The 20,599-nt window shown below is 33.7% G+C and carries 13 protein-coding genes; 5 read left to right on the top strand and 8 right to left on the bottom strand.

From position 1 onward, the window contains the following. Nucleotides 1-188 precede the first annotated feature (188 nt). The 3 genes from rluB to rnm form a co-directional block, all read right to left on the bottom strand. Nucleotides 189-1,193: a 23S rRNA pseudouridine(2605) synthase RluB gene (gene rluB / locus B9N71_RS07530; protein WP_085165239.1), complete on the bottom strand. Its 1,005-nt coding sequence runs from the start codon at nt 1,191-1,193 to the stop codon at nt 189-191. 80 nt (nt 1,194-1,273) lie between these two features. Then, nucleotides 1,274-1,894 carry an L-threonylcarbamoyladenylate synthase gene (locus tag B9N71_RS07525; protein ID WP_065560248.1) on the bottom strand — a complete coding sequence of 207 codons (621 nt, stop codon included), beginning with the start codon at nt 1,892-1,894 and terminating at the stop codon, nt 1,274-1,276. Between the two features lie 109 nt (nt 1,895-2,003). Beyond that, on the bottom strand, nt 2,004-2,837 hold the full coding sequence (gene rnm, locus B9N71_RS07520; protein WP_085165313.1) for an RNase RNM: 834 nt from the start codon (nt 2,835-2,837) through the stop codon (nt 2,004-2,006). Nucleotides 2,838-2,907: 70 nt separating this feature from the next. On the opposite strand from rnm, the gene rraB reads away from it, so the two are divergent. Beyond that, the gene (gene rraB, locus B9N71_RS07515; protein ID WP_085165237.1) at nt 2,908-3,303 is read left to right on the top strand and encodes a ribonuclease E inhibitor RraB; all 396 of its coding nucleotides are present in this window, start codon (nt 2,908-2,910) and stop codon (nt 3,301-3,303) included. A 71-nt stretch (nt 3,304-3,374) separates the two neighbouring features. On the opposite strand, the gene B9N71_RS07510 is transcribed toward rraB, so the two are convergent. The 5 genes from B9N71_RS07510 to prfA form a co-directional block, all read right to left on the bottom strand. Continuing rightward, nucleotides 3,375-6,053, bottom strand: a complete 2,679-nt coding sequence (locus B9N71_RS07510; RefSeq protein ID WP_085165235.1) for a beta-N-acetylhexosaminidase — start codon at nt 6,051-6,053, stop codon at nt 3,375-3,377. 9 nt (nt 6,054-6,062) lie between these two features. Beyond that, entirely contained in the window at nt 6,063-7,478 is a 1,416-nt protein-coding gene (locus tag B9N71_RS07505) for an OprD family porin (RefSeq protein WP_085165233.1), read from the bottom strand. Nucleotides 7,479-8,280: 802 nt separating this feature from the next. After that, the gene (kdsA, locus tag B9N71_RS07500) at nt 8,281-9,135 is read right to left on the bottom strand and encodes a 3-deoxy-8-phosphooctulonate synthase (protein ID WP_085165311.1); all 855 of its coding nucleotides are present in this window, start codon (nt 9,133-9,135) and stop codon (nt 8,281-8,283) included. Nucleotides 9,136-9,151: 16 nt separating this feature from the next. Further along, a complete protein-coding gene (gene prmC, locus B9N71_RS07495) occupies nt 9,152-9,988 on the bottom strand; it encodes a peptide chain release factor N(5)-glutamine methyltransferase (protein WP_085165231.1) in 837 nt (278 codons plus the stop codon). Further along, nucleotides 9,985-11,070 (bottom strand): peptide chain release factor 1, encoded by a 1,086-nt coding sequence (gene prfA, locus B9N71_RS07490; RefSeq protein WP_085165229.1) that lies wholly within the window; start codon nt 11,068-11,070, stop codon nt 9,985-9,987. Before prfA ends, prmC begins: the two co-directional genes overlap by 4 nt. A gap of 583 nt (nt 11,071-11,653) precedes the next feature. Between prfA and B9N71_RS07485 the strand changes: the two genes are divergently transcribed. From B9N71_RS07485 to B9N71_RS07470, 4 genes are read left to right on the top strand one after another with little or no spacing between them, the layout of a single operon-like run. Next, complete coding sequence (locus B9N71_RS07485) at nt 11,654-14,917, top strand: helicase-related protein (protein ID WP_085165227.1); 3,264 nt, start codon at nt 11,654-11,656, stop codon at nt 14,915-14,917. Continuing rightward, entirely contained in the window at nt 14,917-15,522 is a 606-nt protein-coding gene (locus B9N71_RS07480; RefSeq protein WP_065608599.1) for a DUF4391 domain-containing protein, read from the top strand. The genes B9N71_RS07485 and B9N71_RS07480 overlap by 1 nt, the downstream gene beginning before the upstream one ends. Continuing rightward, nucleotides 15,523-17,460 (top strand): site-specific DNA-methyltransferase, encoded by a 1,938-nt coding sequence (locus B9N71_RS07475; protein ID WP_085165225.1) that lies wholly within the window; start codon nt 15,523-15,525, stop codon nt 17,458-17,460. It abuts the gene before it with no gap. Then, a complete protein-coding gene (locus B9N71_RS07470) occupies nt 17,460-20,573 on the top strand; it encodes a type III restriction-modification system endonuclease (RefSeq protein ID WP_085165222.1) in 3,114 nt (1,037 codons plus the stop codon). Before B9N71_RS07475 ends, B9N71_RS07470 begins: the two co-directional genes overlap by 1 nt. The last annotated feature ends 26 nt before the right edge of the window (nt 20,574-20,599 follow it).

The raw sequence follows: 20,599 nt of genomic DNA, 5'->3' as shown, positions 1-20,599 counted from the left end.
TTAATAAGCTAGTTGGTGAGTCTATTATAAATTAGTTCTAATTTATTAACTTTTTTTGCTAAAAATTGATTAACTAGTTACTCATTATTATTGGGTGACAAGTCAGTTTATTTGAAATAGGAAAGGTGTGAATTATATTTTATACTGGTACCCTTAAATAACTAAACTATTTAAGGGCAGGATAAAGGTTATTTTCGAGTTGCTTTTTGAGTTACTCTTTGCCGTGTTGTTTTAATCTGTTGATTAAGTTTGACTCGTTTAGGTCTTACTATTCTTTTGTCAGAAGAAGAACTTGTGGTGAAACTTTTAGATTCAGGTGGCAAACCGACTAGTTCACGTAAGTAATTGACTGAGTCAATACCAAGTTCTAGCCAAGTTCCGCGTGATAATCCTTTGGGTAAAGTGATATTGCCATAGCGAATGCGTAGCAATCGACTAACTTGCACATCAATAGCTTCCCACATTCTACGAACTTCCCGATTACGGCCTTCTGTTATAACTACATTAAACCATTGGTTAATTCCATCACCACCTTGTGCTTTAATTGATTGAAATGAGGCTGGGCCATCTTCTAGTTGCACCCCTTTACGAAGTTGGTTAATTTGTTGATCAGTCACATTACCAAATACTCGCACTGCATATTCACGCTCAATCTCGTGCCGTGGATGCATTAATCGATTAGCTAATTCACCATCAGTTGTGAATAATAATAAACCCGATGTATTGATATCAAGTCTGCCAATGTTCACCCAACGTGCATTTTTTAATCTAGGTAAACGTTCAAAAACAGTTGCCCGTCCTTGCGGATCATTGCGTGAACAAATTTCACCTTCTGGTTTGTAGTAAGCTAGTACTCGACAAACTTCTTTTTCTTTACTTCTAAGCTGAACTAAATGTCCATTGATACGAATTTTAGGGTTTGCATTTACATCAACTCGATCGCCTAATGAGGCAATTTTACCATCTACACTGATTTTACCGTCCACAATCATTGCTTCAATCTCTCGGCGTGATCCATTACCTAAATTAGCTAATACTTTTTGGAGTTTTTCAGTATTATCATATGCCGATGTTTTGCGTGTAATAGCTGGTACTCTTGAGGTTTTTGGTTTTTCGTAGAGTTGCTTTTCCTTTGCTTTAACGCTATTTGTCTTTTTGCCAAGTTGTGGGAATGCTGATTTGCTATTTTTCATAAAATCCTCGCTGTTACCTTCTCAGGTATCAATTTTCTATTAACTATATTGTCGATATATTAACAATAAAAAATGAACATTTATTCGAATGGCTTAGTGTCTCCACTTCCTTTGCGAATAACTGTTGGATAGTCATTAGTCAAGTCAATTACGCTGGTAGGTTGTTGACCTATATAACCACCGTGCACAATCGCATCAAGCTGATAACCTATTTTATCTTCTATTTCGTCGGGATCGGATTGCGCTTGGTCATCATTAGGTAAAATTAATGTCGCAGTCATTAATGGCTGCCCTAATAATTCGAGCAACGCTAAATCAATTTTATTATCAGGAATTCTTAGTCCAATTGTTTTGCGTTTTTCATTCATCAATCGACGAGGTACTTCTTTACTTGCCTGTAAAATAAAAACATATTTACCTGGGGTATTATTTTTTAGTAACCGAAAAGTTGTGTTATCTACAAAAGCATAACTAGATAGTTCAGAAAGATCACGGCACATCAAGGTAAAATTGTGATTTTTATCAAGTTGACGAATTTGACAAATTCGATCAACACCCGATTTATTGTCTAGTAAACAACCCAGTGAATATCCTGAATCGGTCGGAAAAGCTATAACACCACCATCATTTAATATGTTGACAACTTGATTTAATAATCGAGTTTGCGGATTATCTGGATGAATATAAAAAGTTTGACTCATAATTTTCTTCTATATCAATATTATTGTTAATCAGATTTGCATGATTAAATTTTATATCGTTAACCTTATAGTGAAGCACGAATATAAATCGATTTTAAACCAGATTTATTTAGAGTTTCCAATTATGCCAAATTGGTATAACACTACCGGGTAGTGGGGTTGTTTTCCCTAAATCTAAATAGGTGTCAACACCATGAAAATCCGATCCTTGTGATGCCAATAGTTCAAATTCATTGGCTAATTTAGCTAACTTTTGTAAATCATCTTGCGTTTGCCTGCTTTGTGAAACTTCAATTGCATCACCACCACTAGATTTAAACTCACTTATTAATAATTTCAATTTAGTTAAAGTTAGATCATAGCGACTTGGATGCGCAAGTACTGCTTGCCCTCTTGCCGCATGAATGGCATTAACTGCATCTGAAATACTACACCATGTTGCAGGTACATAAGCATAACCACCTTTTCCTAAGTACGTTTTAAAGGCCCGTTTAATGTCTTTAACATAGCCGTTAGCAACTAAAAATCTTGCAAAATGAGCACGCGAAACAATGTCTCCTTTTGCAAATTGTTGTGCTTGTTGATAAGCGTTTTCAATACTAACTTTAGCTAATTTATGGCTTATAGCCAACGCTCGCTCGATTCTTCCTTGTTCTTGTGATGATAGCAGTGCTGTTAACTCAGGATGTGCAATATCAATATTTAACCCAACAATATGGATTTCGTTGTTTTTCCAAGAAGTTGATATTTCAACACCACAAGCTAATTTAATAGGTAAATTTTCGTTAGCAATCGTTTTTTGAGCTTCAGGTAAACCTTTAACGGTGTCATGATCGGTAATAGCCAAAATAGCAATTTGGTTATCCACAGCTCTTTTGACAAGATCGCTAGGTGTTAAAAGACCATCCGATGCCGTAGTATGTGAATGTAAATCAACGATCATTTTTTTCTCGAAAATTATTTTGAAACGTGTAATATACCACACAATTTGCATGACCACTAAAAGGTATATTATGAAAGATCAAATTCGCCTTGCTCAACAAGATACTAGCGCAATTATTGAGGAACTACTAGAAGATGGTAGCGATCCTCATGCACTTTATATCATTGAGCATCACATTTCATCACAACATTTTGATAAATTAGAAAAAGTGGCAGTAGAAGCCTATAAATTAGGCTATGAAGCAACCGATCCCGATGAAGATATTGACGATGTAGGCAATGTTGTTATCGCTTTTGATATTGTTACCGAAAGCCCACTCAATGCCGAAATAATAAATGCACAAATTGCAGAAATCATCACACTTACTACTCAATTTGACGTCAATTATGATGGTTGGGGCACTTATTTTGAAGATGGGAATGATGACGATTTTGACGAAATGGAGCTAATGGAAACGCTTCATTAAATATCATCAACTCCCTTTCTTAGGCTTTATTCTTATCCGATAAACGGATAAGAATATTAGTGTTTTAAAGCTTAATTTAGCTTTTCTATACGACTTGTTCTTTTTTGATCTGATGAAATACTACGAATAGAGATAGTGTTATCTTTATTAATAGCAACTGGATCATTATAACATTTCCAATTTTTTCCGTTATCGGTTGAATATTCAATGTTCAACCCAGGAAAGGCAATATTGGCGTTTAATTTACCATTTACAATTTTTGCACCAGGGATAGGTAATCTATAATTTATACCCGCAAGATCAAGTTTAGCTAGCTCTCTTTGTCCAAGTAAATTAGCAAAGCGATTCCAATCATCATGTAACGCTTTGCTATCTACATAATGTGTTTCACCTTGTTGATATTGGCGATCTTTTTGATAAGCCATTTCCCAATCAGCTTGATGCCAAGCCCTTTCAGCAACCGCTAGTAAACGAGGAAAAGCCATATATTGCATTTTGTTATCACTACGGATATCTTCAGTCCAAATTTGTGCTGATAGCCCATAAGCACCTGACCAGTTCATAGTACCTTTAGCTGTAAATGGATTACCATCTCGGTCAACCGAAGTTTCAGCATTCTGAGGTAAATTATTCGGTGCAAAGCTAAATATTTTACGCTCATCATTAAAACGTGTTGCCCAATAGTAACCACTTTCTTTTGGATTCACTTCATATGGCATATCTAAATAAACATAGTCTGGATTAGAGATAATTACTTGATAACCTTTATTTGTCCATTCATTAACTGAATCAAATCCCCCCCAATATAATGTGTCCCAAAAGTTAACTGTGACTTTATCAACCACAAAAGATTTGGCATTTTCGGCATGTTTCATGCCATCTTGCCATGCTTGCATATGATTGATGCCATGCTCTTTAATAATGGTGCTGACTTGTTGGGCAAAATAGCTTGGTAGATGTTCAATATCTTTCACTTCGCCTTTTCTCACAAAAGTTTGACAAGCTTGTGATTTAGCCCATGGATGATCTTCAATACTTTGATCAATAGTACCTTTAATATTAGTTTTTTCTTTTGCTTGCAGATCTTGATAACCTGCACCTAAACGGATATTTTTAGCTTCATCACCACCAAAATGCCAAGTATTAAGCGGTTGCCCTGCTTCAATATGCATTTTTGCGATTTCATCGATAACTTTATTAACAAAGCGTTTAGATGAATCAAGACAAGGATTCAAATAGCTTAAGCGATTATAAAATTGTACCGTTGTGGTATTGGATGTATCGGTTGGATCAACTAAACGATACTCATTAGCTTGTTGCTCTTTTCCTTCATTCATTAGGCGTTTATAACGTGCTTCCATTGATACTATTGCTGCTCTGGCATGTGCAGGCATATCGATTTCAGGAATAACCTCGATAAAGCGTGCTTTTGCATATTTGACAATTTCAATGTAATCATTACGACTTAAAAATCCTGATCCACTTGTATTACTATCAGGTCCAGAACCTAATTGTGGTAATAAACAATTTTGCTCCGTGAGATCGTGACAGCGTTTACTACCGATATCGGTTAGCTCAGGTAATCCAGGAATTTGAATTCGCCAACCTTCATCGTCACTTAAGTGAAAATGAAATTTATTCATTTTATATTTTGCCATTTGATCTAATAAACTTAATATGGCTTGTTTAGATTTAAAATTACGCCCAATATCAAGCATAATTCCTCGATAAACAAAACGTGGCGAATCAATAGTATTTAGCATTGGTATTGAATTTGAATGATTTACGGGAATGATAGATAAAATGGATTGAATGGCATAAAAAATCCCTGCTTCATCATAAGCGGTGATTAATGTCTTATCATTTTTAATATCTAATTGATATGATCCTACTTTTCCTTGTTCGAATTGTTTAGGATCAATCGTTGCTTTTATTTGATAACCTTTTTCTGTCACAGCTATGTTTAATGCTTTAAATTGTGCCTTTAGAATAGCTAAACTATCTTGATTTAAACCATCAAGAATTAAATTAACGCCTTGCTGATCAATCGTAACATCCTCTTTACCTATTGTAAGTTTGCTTGGTGTTGGTAGAATTTGCCCTCGTAACGATGATTCAGATAATTTATTAATATCGGCGTTATATTCAAAACGGTTAGCAGGCGTCATTAAAATATTGTGATCATCAGCCGTTCTTTTCCATTGTTGTTTTATTGGTGCAACAAATGCCGATAAATTGTCAGAATCCGTGTTAGTGTTAGCAATAATTTTGGGTTTAGCATCACTTGAAGTTACATACCAACGTGGCATAACATCACTTTCACTTACAATCCAATATTCCCCAATAATTGGAATATTCACCGTTGTATTAGCAGGAAAACCAGTGAACTTTTCTGTTGGCTCGAGCTTATGTAAATCACCTGTAATATGGGTGATTTTAAACTGATCATTGTCTACAGCTAGAATCATTCTGATATTATCAAAATAGATAGCCCAATCTTTATTATTAATGGCTGTTCCAGTATTTTTAAGTGAAATCATTACGTTATTACAAGAAGCCCAATCAGCACCTAAAGCTGAACAGTTAACGCCATTTGCGTTTGCTTGATTGTCGACGACTTCATATTTAACATTAAGTTGAGAACTAATCAAATCAGCAATTTGTTGAGAAGCATGCACTGATTGAATCGCACATATATTTAACAAAGAAAGGATTGAAGTTGCTAATATCGTTGCCTTAATCTTTTTCATCTTTTTTACCTATTTTTGTTTAGCACTAAAAACAGTGAATGGAATTGTAACAATAAATTTAATGTCCCGTTCATCTTGGAAGATATTACCGTATCCACCACCCCAGCTCGGTATATTTGAATGGTTATTATATTTGGTATAGTGCAATTGGAAGGTTGTATCTTTTGCCCAACTTTCTTGCACGGTATAACCTAAATCAAAGTTATATGCAGATTCAATCAAACGCTGTTTTTGATTGTATTGACGATTAGTGCTAGGTTTTGCATCCCAACCATAGGCATAAGACGCACCTGTTTTCCAACCCGCTAAATAATGAGATAAGTGACTTAAATCATAAGTCACTTCAGCAAACAGGGCTTTTTCACCATTAGCATTGAAGTCTGAGCGAGAATTCCACCATATATCTAAACGACCATTTGATGAAGCATAATCAGGTGTCATACGTTGTAAAAAGAATCCCTGTTCTCCATCAGCTTTAACCGAAACGCCTTCAAATCGTAGACCTATAGCACCAACTTGATAGCCTAATGTTGCTGCTTGCAACCACGCTAAGCCATCATATACATCTGTACCTTTATGAGATTGATCTTTAGCGCCATAAAATTGGTAGCTCATAATCATAGGATTATCAAATACTTCCATTTTATAAGATACTTTACCAAAAAATTGGTTCATATAATTTTGTGCTTGTCCAAATGCACTTTCTAATACTAAGTCATTTTTAAAGTCATACTTCAAACCGGCAGAATGTAAATAATCAATTTTTTTACCTTTTCCCCACTGTTTAAATTCATAAAGCCGTTTATACCAAGGTGCTTTATATTTATCACTCCACATATATGACATCGACAATGCTCCAGCGCTATCAAAATCAAGCGTTGAACCTATCTCAAACCCACGATAAGTACCCGGTAATAAACTCCAATGTGGCGCAAGTAATGTTTGTCCTGATGGCTGAATATAACCTGCTTTTACCCAAAATAATTCGTCAATTTTAAAATTTGCTTGTGCTTTATAAAAACTAAGTCCACTGACATCTTTCTTCCAATCCTCATCCCAACGGGTATGAGCACCACTAAATCCTATTTCATTTGGGTGTCCATTACCGCCATTACTGACTTCCCAAGCGCCATAACCACCGAGTTCAATAGCCAATCTATCGGCAATATAGCCTGATTTAAAATCCAAATTAGTATTGAATGAAGTATGTCTTAGGTTTTTTTCATACTTATGTGTATCAATATCTTTGCGTTCACGATCTCGATTCCAAAAAAAGACATTACCAGTTAATGAAGAATCATCGACAAAATGGTTTTCGTAGGTAGCATAAACAGGAACGGCACTACTTAAAATAGATAAGGATAAAATCAATTTAGTTAAATGATTAAATGGACGAGGTTTTATTTGTGCATTATAGGTATTCATATTGGTTTTCCTAAAATGATAAATTTATGCTGTTTAACTTACAATAAACTATAAAAATGTGATTTATAGGTAAATTAAAATTAATTTTTATTTTAAATATTTAACTCCTAAACTATATTTAGGTGACATGTTTAGGTGGTATATTTAAATTCAGATATGAGGTAAATATGTATTTTTATAATGCATAAACATATTTTATCTAGCAAATTAAACACTCTAAATCGTGATCATAATCACTAAAAAGATCGATTTTTATGCTAATTTTTAGATAAAAGTCACAACTTTTTTTATTGTAAAAAATAATATGACGGACTTTTTTTAGAGTTTTTTAAACTTATGACGGTATAGAATCCTGAATATTTTTTACAAAAATATCACCAAAAATATAAACCTTTGTATAAATATCCCATTGTAAATGGACAACCCACGTACAAAATTACGTTAGTATTAATCATTAAAGTCACACTATTTAATGTGTTATGACGATTTTGGAAGATGCTAATGAATATGTTCTAAATGAACGTTTGGTGTCAATATTTAGTCTATCACCAATTTTATTTATAATATCAACACGCTACCTATGATTTAGGATATGGCATTTTTTATGTATATTTATTACTGTGGTTGAAAAATTGAAAATTAAAAAGTAAGTAATTTCTAAAGATTAATAACGTAAAATGACCACATAACCAAATAAAAAAGAGAAATCACATTTGGTTTCTCTTTTTTATTAATATGCTAAAAATACCGTTTACCTTATAATAAATAACGTTTTTTTAATCGTAGCTAAATAATTAAACTCTTAATGTTCAGTATCAATTTCATCAAAACTTTTTACTAGTTCATCAATGGCTTTCATCTGTTTTAAGAAAGGTTCCAATTTTACTAGTGGTAACGCTGACGGTCCATCACATTTTGCATGACTTGGATCTGGGTGGGATTCTAAAAATAACCCAGCAATACCAACAGCCATGCCCGAACGTGCAAGTTCTGTTACTTGACCACGACGTCCACCTGATGCTGCTCCCATAGGATCACGGCATTGAAGAGCATGAGTAACATCAAAAATAACTGGTGACCCTTTGCTTGCTTTTTTCATAATGTTAAAACCAAGCATATCAACCACTAAGTTGTCATAACCAAAACAACTACCACGATCACAAAGGATGATTTGATTGTTACCAGCCTCTTCAAATTTTTCAACAATATTACCCATCTGCCCTGGACTAACAAATTGTGGTTTTTTGACATTAATTACTGCGCCTGTTTTAGCCATTGCAACAACTAAATCAGTTTGTCTTGCTAAAAAGGCAGGTAATTGAATTACATCAACCACATCAGCAACGGGTTGACATTGTGCTTCAGTATGTACATCAGTAATAATTTTAACGCCAAATTGTTGTTTAAGCTCTTGAAATATTTTTAGCCCTTCTTCTAATCCTGGTCCACGATAGGAATGAATTGATGAGCGATTTGCTTTATCAAAAGAGGCTTTAAAAATATAAGGAATATTTAGTTTATTGGTAACGGTGACATAATGTTCACAGATTTTCATCGCCAAATCACGAGATTCAAGCACATTCATACCACCAAATAGTACAAAGGGTAGATCATTAGCGACAGTAATGTCACCAATGTTTACTTTTTTTTGCTGCATCATAAAATTTTCCTAGTTAAGGTTTAAACCAGCGACCAAGGGTAACTCTATCATTACCACTGTAGTCGGTGAAGGTTTCTACTAATTGATATCCGTGTTGTTTAAAAACAGTTTGCACTGCCTCGCCTTGTTTCCAACCATGTTCTATTAGTAACCACCCATATTGGTTTAAGTGCTTAGTTGCACCTTGTACAATTAGTTTAATATCAGCTAAACCATCATCTTCAGAAACCAATGCGCTTCTTGGTTCGTAGCGTACATCGCCTTGGGATAAGTGGATGTCTGTTGGCTCAATATAAGGAGGGTTACTGACAATCATTGAAAACTTTCTATTCTTTATTGGTTTGTACCAATCACCTTGTAAAAAATAAACATTATTCACCCCGATTTGAGCAGCATTTTTTTGAGCTAAGATTAGGGCATCTTTATTTTTTTCAATTGCGGTAAATAAACAGTCTTGACGTTCGGTTGCCATTGCAATAACTATCGCGCCTGTTCCCGTGCCAAGATCCAATACTTCACAAGGAACTTTAGGAAGGTACTCTAAACCTAATTCAACTAATTTTTCGGTATCTGGTCTAGGTATTAAAGTGGCATTAGAAACATTAAACTTTAAAGACCAAAACTCTTTTTCGCCAGTTATATAAGCGATAGGCTCACCATTTTTCCTGCGTTCTAAACATTCAGATAAAGCAATCAATTCATCATCAGTTAGCAATGTTTCACTGAACGCCATTAAAAATGTCCGCGTTTTTTGCGTAACAAAACTCAGTAAAATTTCAGCATCTCGCTTTGGGCTTTCACTATCTGTTAAGGTTTGAGATGCACTTTTAAGCCATTGTAAGTATGTCATTCATCTTGTTCCGATAAAGCTGCTAGTTGATCGGCCTGATATTCCTGCACAATCGGATCGATTAGCATCTCTAATTTTCCTTCCATGACTTCGTCTAAACGGTAAAGCGTTAAATTAATTCGATGATCGGTTACTCGACCTTGTGGATAATTATATGTTCTGATTCTATCTGAACGATCGCCTGAACCTAATAGATTTCGACGTGTTGAAGCCTCTTCTTGTTGGCGCTTACGTAGTTCTGCATCTTGAATTCTTGCGGCTAAAACTGACATTGCTTTGGCTCTGTTTTTATGTTGCGATCGCTCATCTTGACATTCAACAACGATGCCCGTAGGAATGTGGGTAATACGAATAGCAGAATCTGTTGTATTAACATGCTGACCACCTGCGCCAGATGAACGATAGGTATCAATTTTTAAATCAGCGGGGTTGATTTCAGGCATTTCTGCTTCAGGAACTTCCGGTAAAACAGCAACAGTACAAGCAGAGGTATGAATACGACCTTGAGATTCTGTTTCTGGCACACGTTGAACTCGGTGTCCACCCGATTCGAATTTCAAATGGCCATAAACACCATCCCCACTCACTAACATAATAACTTCTTTATAGCCACCATGTTCACCATCATTTGCACTCATAATCTCAACACGCCAACTGTGCGACTCGGCAAATCTTGTATACATTCGGGCTAAATCACCTGCAAAAATAGCCGCTTCATCACCCCCCGTTCCTGCTCTAACTTCGACAAAACAATTATAGTCATCATTAGGATCTTTAGGTAATAGTAAAACTTGTAGTTGCTTTTCTTGTTCTTCAACTCGACTTAATGCTTCGTTTAACTCCTCTTGTGCCATTTCACTCATTTCAGGATCAGATAGCATCATTTTAGCTGTGTCGATATCCTCTTGTGTTTGCTTCCAATCAGAAAAACACTTAACCACCCCTGTTAATTGCGAATATTCTTTAGATAAAGTGCGAAAGCGATTTTGATCCGCAATAACCGAAGCATCAGACAATAATGCTTGAACTTCTTCATAACGCTCTTGTAGCATTTCTAATTTGTTGATAATTGAAGATTTCATAAAAATATATATTAGATGATATAAATTAATTAAATTTGTGGGGCATTATATACTTAATCACTTTTAAAATACAGTTTGAGCTAGTTATCAGGTATATATCGCATAATTACATAAATAATGTATAGCAAATCGATTGAATAAATGAAATATTATATGTAAATAACCAATATATTAGAAACTTAATATTAGGTTATTTTTTGCACTATCATTTTTTCATATTTAAATTCTATTTTGATCATAAAAAATTTTCTACTTGTGAGTGTATTTTTTAGAAAGAGTTAAAAGATAATTAATTATTATTTAAACTTAACACTAACTTTTTTTGACCATGAGATATTCGCTTATGATTTTTATTTATATCAGTAAATTTTTTCCAATTTTTAGCCACTATCAACAACCATACTTTTTAGCAAAAAATAGATAAAAACATTTCTAGACAATAATTTACATTTTTACAATAATAAAAATATCACAATAAATTGCGCTATAGTTAATCACCAATGACAATACTTTTTTGTAGAAGCTAATTTAAAATAAGGGAAGTTAGCATTAGTACAGATAATATCGCAGAGAAAATAAAACAATGGGAATCATAGATAACATAACGAAAACGCTCCAAGAAGATCTATCAGGCGAAATAAAGCAAGGGAGTAAATTAGCAATCGTTGCCGCATGCTTTTCATTTTTTGCTTTTGAAAAACTCAAAAAAGAGTTGAAAAATATAGATGAACTCCGTTTCATCTTTACTTCGCCAACCTTTATAACCGAGCAAACCCCAAAAGCACAAAGAGAATTCTACATACCACGCCTTAATCGAGAACGTAGCCTTTATGGTACCGAATTTGAAATTAAACTTCGTAACGAATTAACACAAAAAGCGATTGCTAAAGAATGTGCTGATTGGATTAGACAAAAGGTTACATTTAAATCCAACATCACTAATGAAAATATGGCTGGATTCATACATGTAGACGATAATGCTTATATACCAATCAATGGATTTACAACTATTGATCTAGGCTGTGAACGAGGAAACAATGCTTACAACATAGTACAAAAGATTCCTTCTCCAGATTCAATTAAATTTCTTTCCATTTTTAATGAACTTTGGCAAGATAAAACTAAACTTCAGGATGTAACCAATATTGTTATCGACAATATTGCCAGCGCCTACAATGAAAATTCACCTGAGTTTATCTATTTTGTTATCCTCTATAATATTTTTAATGAATTTCTTGAAGATATTTCAGAAGATGTATTGCCCAACGAAGCTACTGGATTCAAAAATAGCAAAATCTGGAATATGCTATTCAACTTTCAAAAAGATGCAGCCTTAGCAATCATCAATAAACTTGAAAAATATAATGGCTGTATTTTAGCTGACAGTGTTGGGCTGGGTAAAACATTTACTGCTTTATCAGTAATTAAATATTATGAAAACCGAAATAAGTCTGTGCTCGTTTTATGCCCTAAAAAACTGAACAATAACTGGAACACTTACAAAGCAAATTACATTAATAACCCCATCGCTGAAGATCGATTACGGTATGATGTGCTTTTTCATACCGACCTTAATCGCTCTTGTGGTAAATCAAATGGTATAGATTTAGATCGAATTCATTGGAATAATTACGACCTTGTAGTGATTGATGAATCACATAATTTCCGTAATGGTGGCAAATTATCAAGCAAAGACAACGAAAATGAAAAAGAAAATCGATATTCAAAATTACTTAATCAAGTGATCCGAAAAGGAGTCAAAACTAAAGTATTGATGCTTTCCGCAACACCTGTTAATAATCGTTTCAATGATTTAAAAAATCAATTAGCCCTTGCTTACGAAGGAAAAACCAGTCATATTGATGAAAATCTCAATACTCATCGTTCATTGGATGAGATTTTTAAGAATGCACAAAAAGCATTTAACATTTGGAGTAAACAAGATACAACTGAAAGAACAACAGAAAGCCTATTACGGATGTTGGATTTTGACTTTTTCGAAGTATTGGATTCTGTTACGATTGCTCGTTCACGCAAACACATTCAAAAATATTACGATACCGCCGATATAGGTACTTTTCCAACCAGGCTCAAGCCTATTTCAGTAAGACCTAAACTAACGGATTTAGCTAATGCAATAAGTTATAACGAAATTTTCGAACAACTAATGCTACTGAATCTATCAATTTATACCCCTACCCACTTTATCTTACAAAGTAAAATGGAAAAGTATGCAGAAATATATGAGGACAACACAATTAATGTAGGATTTACCCAAGCTAATCGAGAACAAGGAATTCGTCGTTTAATGGCAATCAACTTGATGAAACGACTCGAAAGCTCGGTATTCTCATTTAATCATACATTAGAACGTATAAAAAACTTTATTCAGCAAACAATAGCTACTATTGAATCTTATAATCAAAGTATAAAAAAAGAAATAGAGCTTACCGATATTACTAATTTCAATGATCTTGATGAAGATGAACATAATAATGATCAGTTATTTACATTTGGCAAAAAAGTAAAAATTGCCTTAGCCGATATGGATTATCTTTCATGGAAACACTATCTTACTAAAGATTATGAAATCTTATCATTATTAACTCATATGATAAGTGATATCACCGCAAAACATGATATTAAATTACAAAATTTACTTACTATTATTAAAAATAAGCAACTAAACCCCATTAATAACAATAATAAAAAAGTGATTATATTTACCGCTTTTGCCGATACAGCAAGTTATTTGTTTGATCACGTTAGCCAGTATGTACAAAATAACTTTTCCCTACATACCGCAATGATAACAGGTTCGGTTGACGGAAGATCTACTGTACCTAAATTGCATTGTGATTTAAACACTGTTTTAACCTGCTTTTCACCCAAATCAAAAGATAAACACTTGTTAATGCCGAATAACACTCATGAGATTGATATATTAATTGCAACCGATTGCATCTCTGAAGGGCAAAACTTACAAGATTGTGATTATTTAATTAATTACGATATACATTGGAATCCGGTACGAATTATTCAGCGGTTTGGACGTATTGATCGCATAGGCAGCAAAAATCAGTCGATTCAGCTAGTTAACTTTTGGCCTGATGTTACTTTAGATGAATATATTGATCTAAAAGCTAAGGTAGAAACTCGCATGAAAATTGTCGACATGACTGCAACAGGTGATGACAATATTTTAAGTGAAGAAGAAAAATCCGATTTAGCCTATCGTAAAGCACAGCTCAAACGCTTACAAGACGAAGTGGTTGATATTGAAGATATCACTAACAGTATATCAATTATGGATTTAGGTTTAAATGAATTTAGACTTGATTTGCTAGAGTATATCAAAAACCATCCTGAGCTTGATAAAACACCGTATGGATTACATGCAGTTGTGCCAGCTTCACCAGATATACCCGCAGGAGTTATTTATATATTAAAAAATCGGGCAAACAGCATTAATATTAATAATCAAAATCGACTTCATCCGTTTTACATGGTGTATGTAGCTAATAATGGCGAAGTTATTTGTGATCATTTATCACCAAAACAATTACTTGATAAAATACGCTTACTTTGCAAAGGCAAAACAGAACCCATTGCAAAATTGTATCAGCAATTTAACAAAATCACAGCCGATGGCAGTAATATGACTCATTTTTCACAACGACTTGGTGATGCCATAAATTCAATTATTGAAGTAAAAAAACACAGTGATATTGATAATTTTTTAAGCGGTAACTCAGTTAGTTTTGTTACCGATAGTATAAAAGGTCTAGATGACTTTGAATTAATCTGTTTTTTAGTTGTCAGTGAATCAGAAAATAAGGTAGCATAATGCTTGGTTTGCCCAAAACGACAGAAATAAATCACCAGTTAGCTAAAAAAACAATCTATGCAAAGTTTCAACTGAACAATGCTACGAAAGAAAAAGTCGATGCGGATATAGCTAAAATAACCCTTGTTAACGAGGTTTCCGCAGCAAAGATAAATCTCGCAGCAGGAAATAACATTAATGCTTTTTTTGTGGCATTGGTACAACTAAAAAAAATCAATTTTAATGAAACAAGCCTTGTTTTATTATCCAAACTAATACCGCAAAATATACTATTTATTTTGCAATATGCTAAGCAGGCTAAATTGGCCGTTTTTCAACATAAATTGATACAAAGTGATTGGCAAGCTAAAGAAGAATTACACATTGAATTAAAAGGATTAAACCTTGATAATGTCTGGCAAAACATCATTCAACAAGTCGGCAAATTCAATATTGAGCAAGGCAATAGCCTTGAGCAGCAGATTATCATTGCCGATAAAAGACAAAAACTGATTTTAAATATTGCACGTCTTGAAAAGCAAGCAAGAAAAGAGCTACAGCCTAAAAAAGTATTTGAATTGGTGCAAAAAATTAACCAATTGAAACAAGAGTTAAAGGATTCTTAAATGGATAAATTAAAGATGCATTCACTCAATAAAGTGGATGAAAATATCAAAAAAATCGGTGCACAATTCCCGAACTGTATTACTGAACGCAAAAACCAACAAGGTGAAGTGGAATACGCCATCGACTTTGATTTGCTCAAACAAGAACTTTCATCAGTGATTGTTGAAGGTCGAGAAGAACGTTACCAATTTACTTGGCCAGATAAAAAGAAATCGATTCTACTTGCTAATGCGCCCATAGCCAAAACTTTACGACCTTGTCGTGAAGAAAGTGTTGATTTTGATGATACCGAAAATTTATATATTGAAGGTGATAATCTTGAGGTATTGAAACTATTGCAGGAAACTTATCTCGATAAAGTTGATTTAATATTTATTGATCCCCCTTACAATACTGGACATGATTTTATGTATTTGGATAATTTCATCCAAAGCTATGCTGAATATATAGGTCATAGCAATCAATATGATCTAAATGGGAATAGATTAATCCAAAATATAGAAAGTAATGGTCGTTTTCATACCGATTGGTTAAACATGATGTATCCAAGATTAAAAATTGCTAAAGATATTTTAAAAAAAAATGGGATCATTTTTATCACTCTTGATGATAACGAAAATTACAATGCTAGGAAATTATGTAATGAAATTTTTGGGGAAAAAAATTTTATCGCAGAATTTATATGGGAGAAGAAAAAGAAACCGTCATTTTTACATAGAAACGTTGGAAAAATTTTTGACTACGTGCTTTGTTATGCTAAACAATCCGAGCTAACCGTCCCATTTTCAATTGAAAAAACAACAGAGGGAAAAAAATACCCTATAAACAATGCAGGAAATAGTCGTTCAACCATAACTTTACCTCCATTCTCGGTTGATTTTTCAATTAAAGAACAAATTTTTGAACCTCAAGATATGTCTGAAGGAAATATTGTTACTAAATTATTAAATAGGGTAATTGTTGAAAATTATAAAAATATAACCGAGATAATTTTGGAGGGTGAGTGGCGCTATTCACAAAGCAAAATCGATGAAATTGTACAAAATCAAGAAAAAATCGTTATTAGTAAAGCCCCTTTTAGGCCCAATCATATAAAATTAGGTGGTGAAATAAAAAAAATGAAAAATGTTTTATCTCCTAATTCTTATTCATGTGAAACCAATGAAGATGGTTTAGCTCAAATTAGACATTTATTTGGTGGAGATATATTTGATACTCCGAAACCTGAAAAATTAATTCAAATTTTATTACAAGCAACTTTATATAAACAAGAATCTCCTATTATCATGGACTTCTTCTCTGGTTCGGCAACAACCGCTGCTGCGGTAATGGATTATAATGTAAAACAAAATAAGTCAGCTAGATATATATTGGTACAGATGCCCGAAGATATTTCGGAAAGAAACAATAAATTTGCTGTTGAGTTTTTACAAAAACAAAAGAAAGCGACTAATATCTGCGAAATTGGTAAAGAGCGCATTCGCCGGGCAGGCAATAAAATTGCTCAAGAAAATCCACAGGCTAAATTTGATAAAGGCTTTCGCGTCTTAAAGTGCGATAGCAGTAATATGAAAGAGGTTTATTACAACCCTGCTGAGTATAATACCGATCTTCTTGACGCCCTGATTGACAATATCAAAACCGATAGAACGGCGGAAGATTTATTGTTCCAAGTTATGCTGGATTTGGGTGTATTACTTTCCAGTGATATTAAACAAACCACTATTGCCGGTAAAACAGTGTTTAACGTAGCGGATAACTTTTTAATGGCTTGTTTTGATACAGACATTAATGAAGAGGTCATCACGGCTATTGCCAAACAAAAACCTTACTATTTTGTTATGCGTGATAGCTCAATGGAAAATGATAGTGTTGCCACCAATTTTGAACAAATTTTTACTACCTACAGCCCTGAAACCAAGAGGAAGGTGTTGTAATGAAATTTAATTTTAAAATTCAACAATATCAAACCGATGCAGTAAATGCAGTAGTTCAAGTTTTTAACGGGCAAGGTTATCAAAATAGCCTGCGTTATGTGCGTGATTTAGGCAATGCACCTACTCAGGCAGAAATGAGTTATGAAACGGCTTCAAGTTATACATCAGATGATAGCGCAATCGATATTGGTTTTAAAAATGAAATTATTTCGTTAACCGATAACGAGTTACTCGCTAATATTAAAAAAATACAAAATATAAACAATATCAAACAGTCGGCTGATTTAATTAAAAACTTAGGTCGGTGTAGTCTTGATATTGAAATGGAAACCGGTACTGGTAAAACCTATGTTTACCTCAAAACCATGTTTGAACTGAACAAGCATTATGGCTGGAGCAAGTTTATTGTTGTGGTACCCTCTATTGCCATTCGAGAGGGAGTAAAAAAAACCTTTGAAATAACCTCAGACCATTTTATGGAGCATTATGGTCAAAAGGCTCGCTTTTTTGTCTATGACAGTAAAAATTTAACTTTATTAGATAGTTTTGCTGCCAATTCGGGCATTAATGTTATGATCATTAACACTCAAGCTTTTGCGTCCTCGCTAAAAGAAGACGGCAAAAATAAAGAGGCACGAATTATTTACTCAAAACGCGATGAGTTTGCGTCGCGCCGGCCGATTGATGTTATAGCCGCTAATAATCCCATTATTATTTTGGATGAGCCACAAAAAATGGGTGGTGAAGTCACGCAAAAAGCCTTAAAAAATTTTAATCCATTATTTTCATTAAATTATTCTGCTACCCATAAAAAACAGAATAATCTAATTTATGTACTTGATGCACTTGATGCATACAATAAACGGCTAGTTAAAAAAATTGAAGTAAAGGGTTTTGAAGTTAAAAATCTAAGAGGTACTGATAGCTACTTGTATCTTGAACAAATCGTCTTATCCAGTAAAAAACCACCACTGGCAAATATTGAGCTAGAAATAAATCATAAGAATGGTATCAAACGTGAAATTCGCCATTTTACTGAGGGTGATAATCTTTATTCTGTTTCAAAACAGATGCAGCAATACAAGGGATATACAGTATCTGAGATCAATCCTTTGACTGGAATAGTCACTTTTACCAATGGTGTTTCAATTAAAACCGGTGAAGTGATAGGTGATATTTCTGAAGAAAATATGCGCCGCATTCAAATTAGAGAAACCATATTATCTCACTTTGACAAAGAAGAAAAATTGTTCAATATGGGCGTTAAATCACTATCATTATTTTTTATTGATGAAGTAGCTAAATACCGCCAATATGATGAAAACAATAACGAAATATTGGGCGAATATGGACAAATATTTGAACAAGAATACCTAACGATTTTGCAACAATACTTAGACCAAGCCAGCAACACACCTTATCAACAATATTTAAAAAATAAGTGTAATGATGCAAGCCAAGTACATAAAGGTTACTTTAGCATTGATAAAAAAACTGGCAAAAGTATTGATAGCCAATTAAAACGAGGTAGCGAATCTTCAGATGATATTTCAGCTTACGACCTGATTCTTAAAAATAAAGAACAACTGTTAAGCTTTGATGAGCCCACTCGATTTATCTTTTCGCACTCAGCACTACGTGAAGGTTGGGATAATCCCAATGTTTTCCAGATTTGTACACTAAAACACTCCGATAACCAAACAGCTAAACGGCAAGAAGTTGGTCGTGGTCTTCGTTTATGTGTTAATCAAGATGGTAATCGTATGGATATTGAAAGCTGCGGCGAACAAGTCCACGATATCAACATGTTAACCGTTATCGCTAGTGAAAGTTATAGAAACTTTGTTAATGATCTTCAAGCCGACATAAAAACAGTCATTTATGATCGACCAACTGTTGCCACCAGTGAGTACTTTTTCGGTAAATATGTAGAAGTTAATGGTGTATCAACCATTATCGATAAAGCAGTAGCTGATAAAATTGAATTTTATTTAATTAGTCATGGCTATGTTGATATCGAGCGTAAAATAACCGATAAATACCGCAACGATGTTGTAATGAACTCAGTGGCACCATTACCAGATGAATTACAACCAATGGGTGACGGAATTCATCGCCTAATTCAGACTATTTATAATGATAGCGAGTTAGACGCCATGTTTACCGATGGTCATGAAACAAAGATTAAAGATAATCCACTTAATGAGAATTTTGATAAAGCCGAATTCCAAGCATTATGGCAGCAAATTAATCAGCAATATGCCTATACTGTTGACTTTGATAGTGATGAATTAATCAACAAAGCAATTGCTCATATCAACGATAAGTTATTTGTCTCGCAGCTACAATACATTACGGCTGTCGGTCAACTTAAAGAGCAGATAACGACACAAAGTATCTATCAAAATGATGCGTTTAAAACTCAAGAAACAAAGACTACCACTTTGGAACATGCTTATTTTAAACCAATAAAATACGACTTGATTGGTCAGATTGCGCAAGAAACCACATTAACCCGCAAAACAGTAGTGGCCATATTAAAGGGGTTAGATACAAAAAAACTAGATATGTTCAAGGATAATCCAGAAGAATTTATTGCTAAAATTATTAAATTAATTAAAGAACAAAAAGCAACTACAATTATAGAACATATTACATACAATAAAACTTCAGGCAAATATGACAGTACTATTTTCACTCAGGAAAAAAGTTTACAAAGTTACGATAAAGCGTTTTTAGCGAAAAAAGCAATTCAAAATTATGTATTTACCGATGGTCTAGCCGAAAAAAGTATTGAACGGAAATTTGTTGAAGATCTTGATACGGCAGAAGAAGTGTGCGTATATGCAAAATTACCAAAAGGTTTTCATATTCCAACACCTGTTGGTAATTATTCACCCGATTGGGCAATTGCTTTTCATGTTGGGAAAGTAAAGCATATCTTTTTTATTGCTGAAACCAAAGGTACTATGGATAGTTTAAATTTAAGACCAATTGAACAAGCAAAAATTTCGTGCGCGAAAAAGCTTTTTAACGAACTTTCGACTAGTAAGGTACGCTATCATGATGTTGATAGTTATCAAAGCCTGATGAATATAATGAATTCATTATAAAATTACTTTCATTTAAAAATATAGTT

This window comes from Gilliamella bombi, assembly GCF_900103255.1.
Taxonomy (GTDB): Bacteria; Pseudomonadota; Gammaproteobacteria; order Enterobacterales; family Orbaceae; genus Gilliamella; species Gilliamella bombi.
Note: the sequence above shows the minus strand (reverse complement) of the source record. Positions and strands in the feature narration are given on the sequence as shown.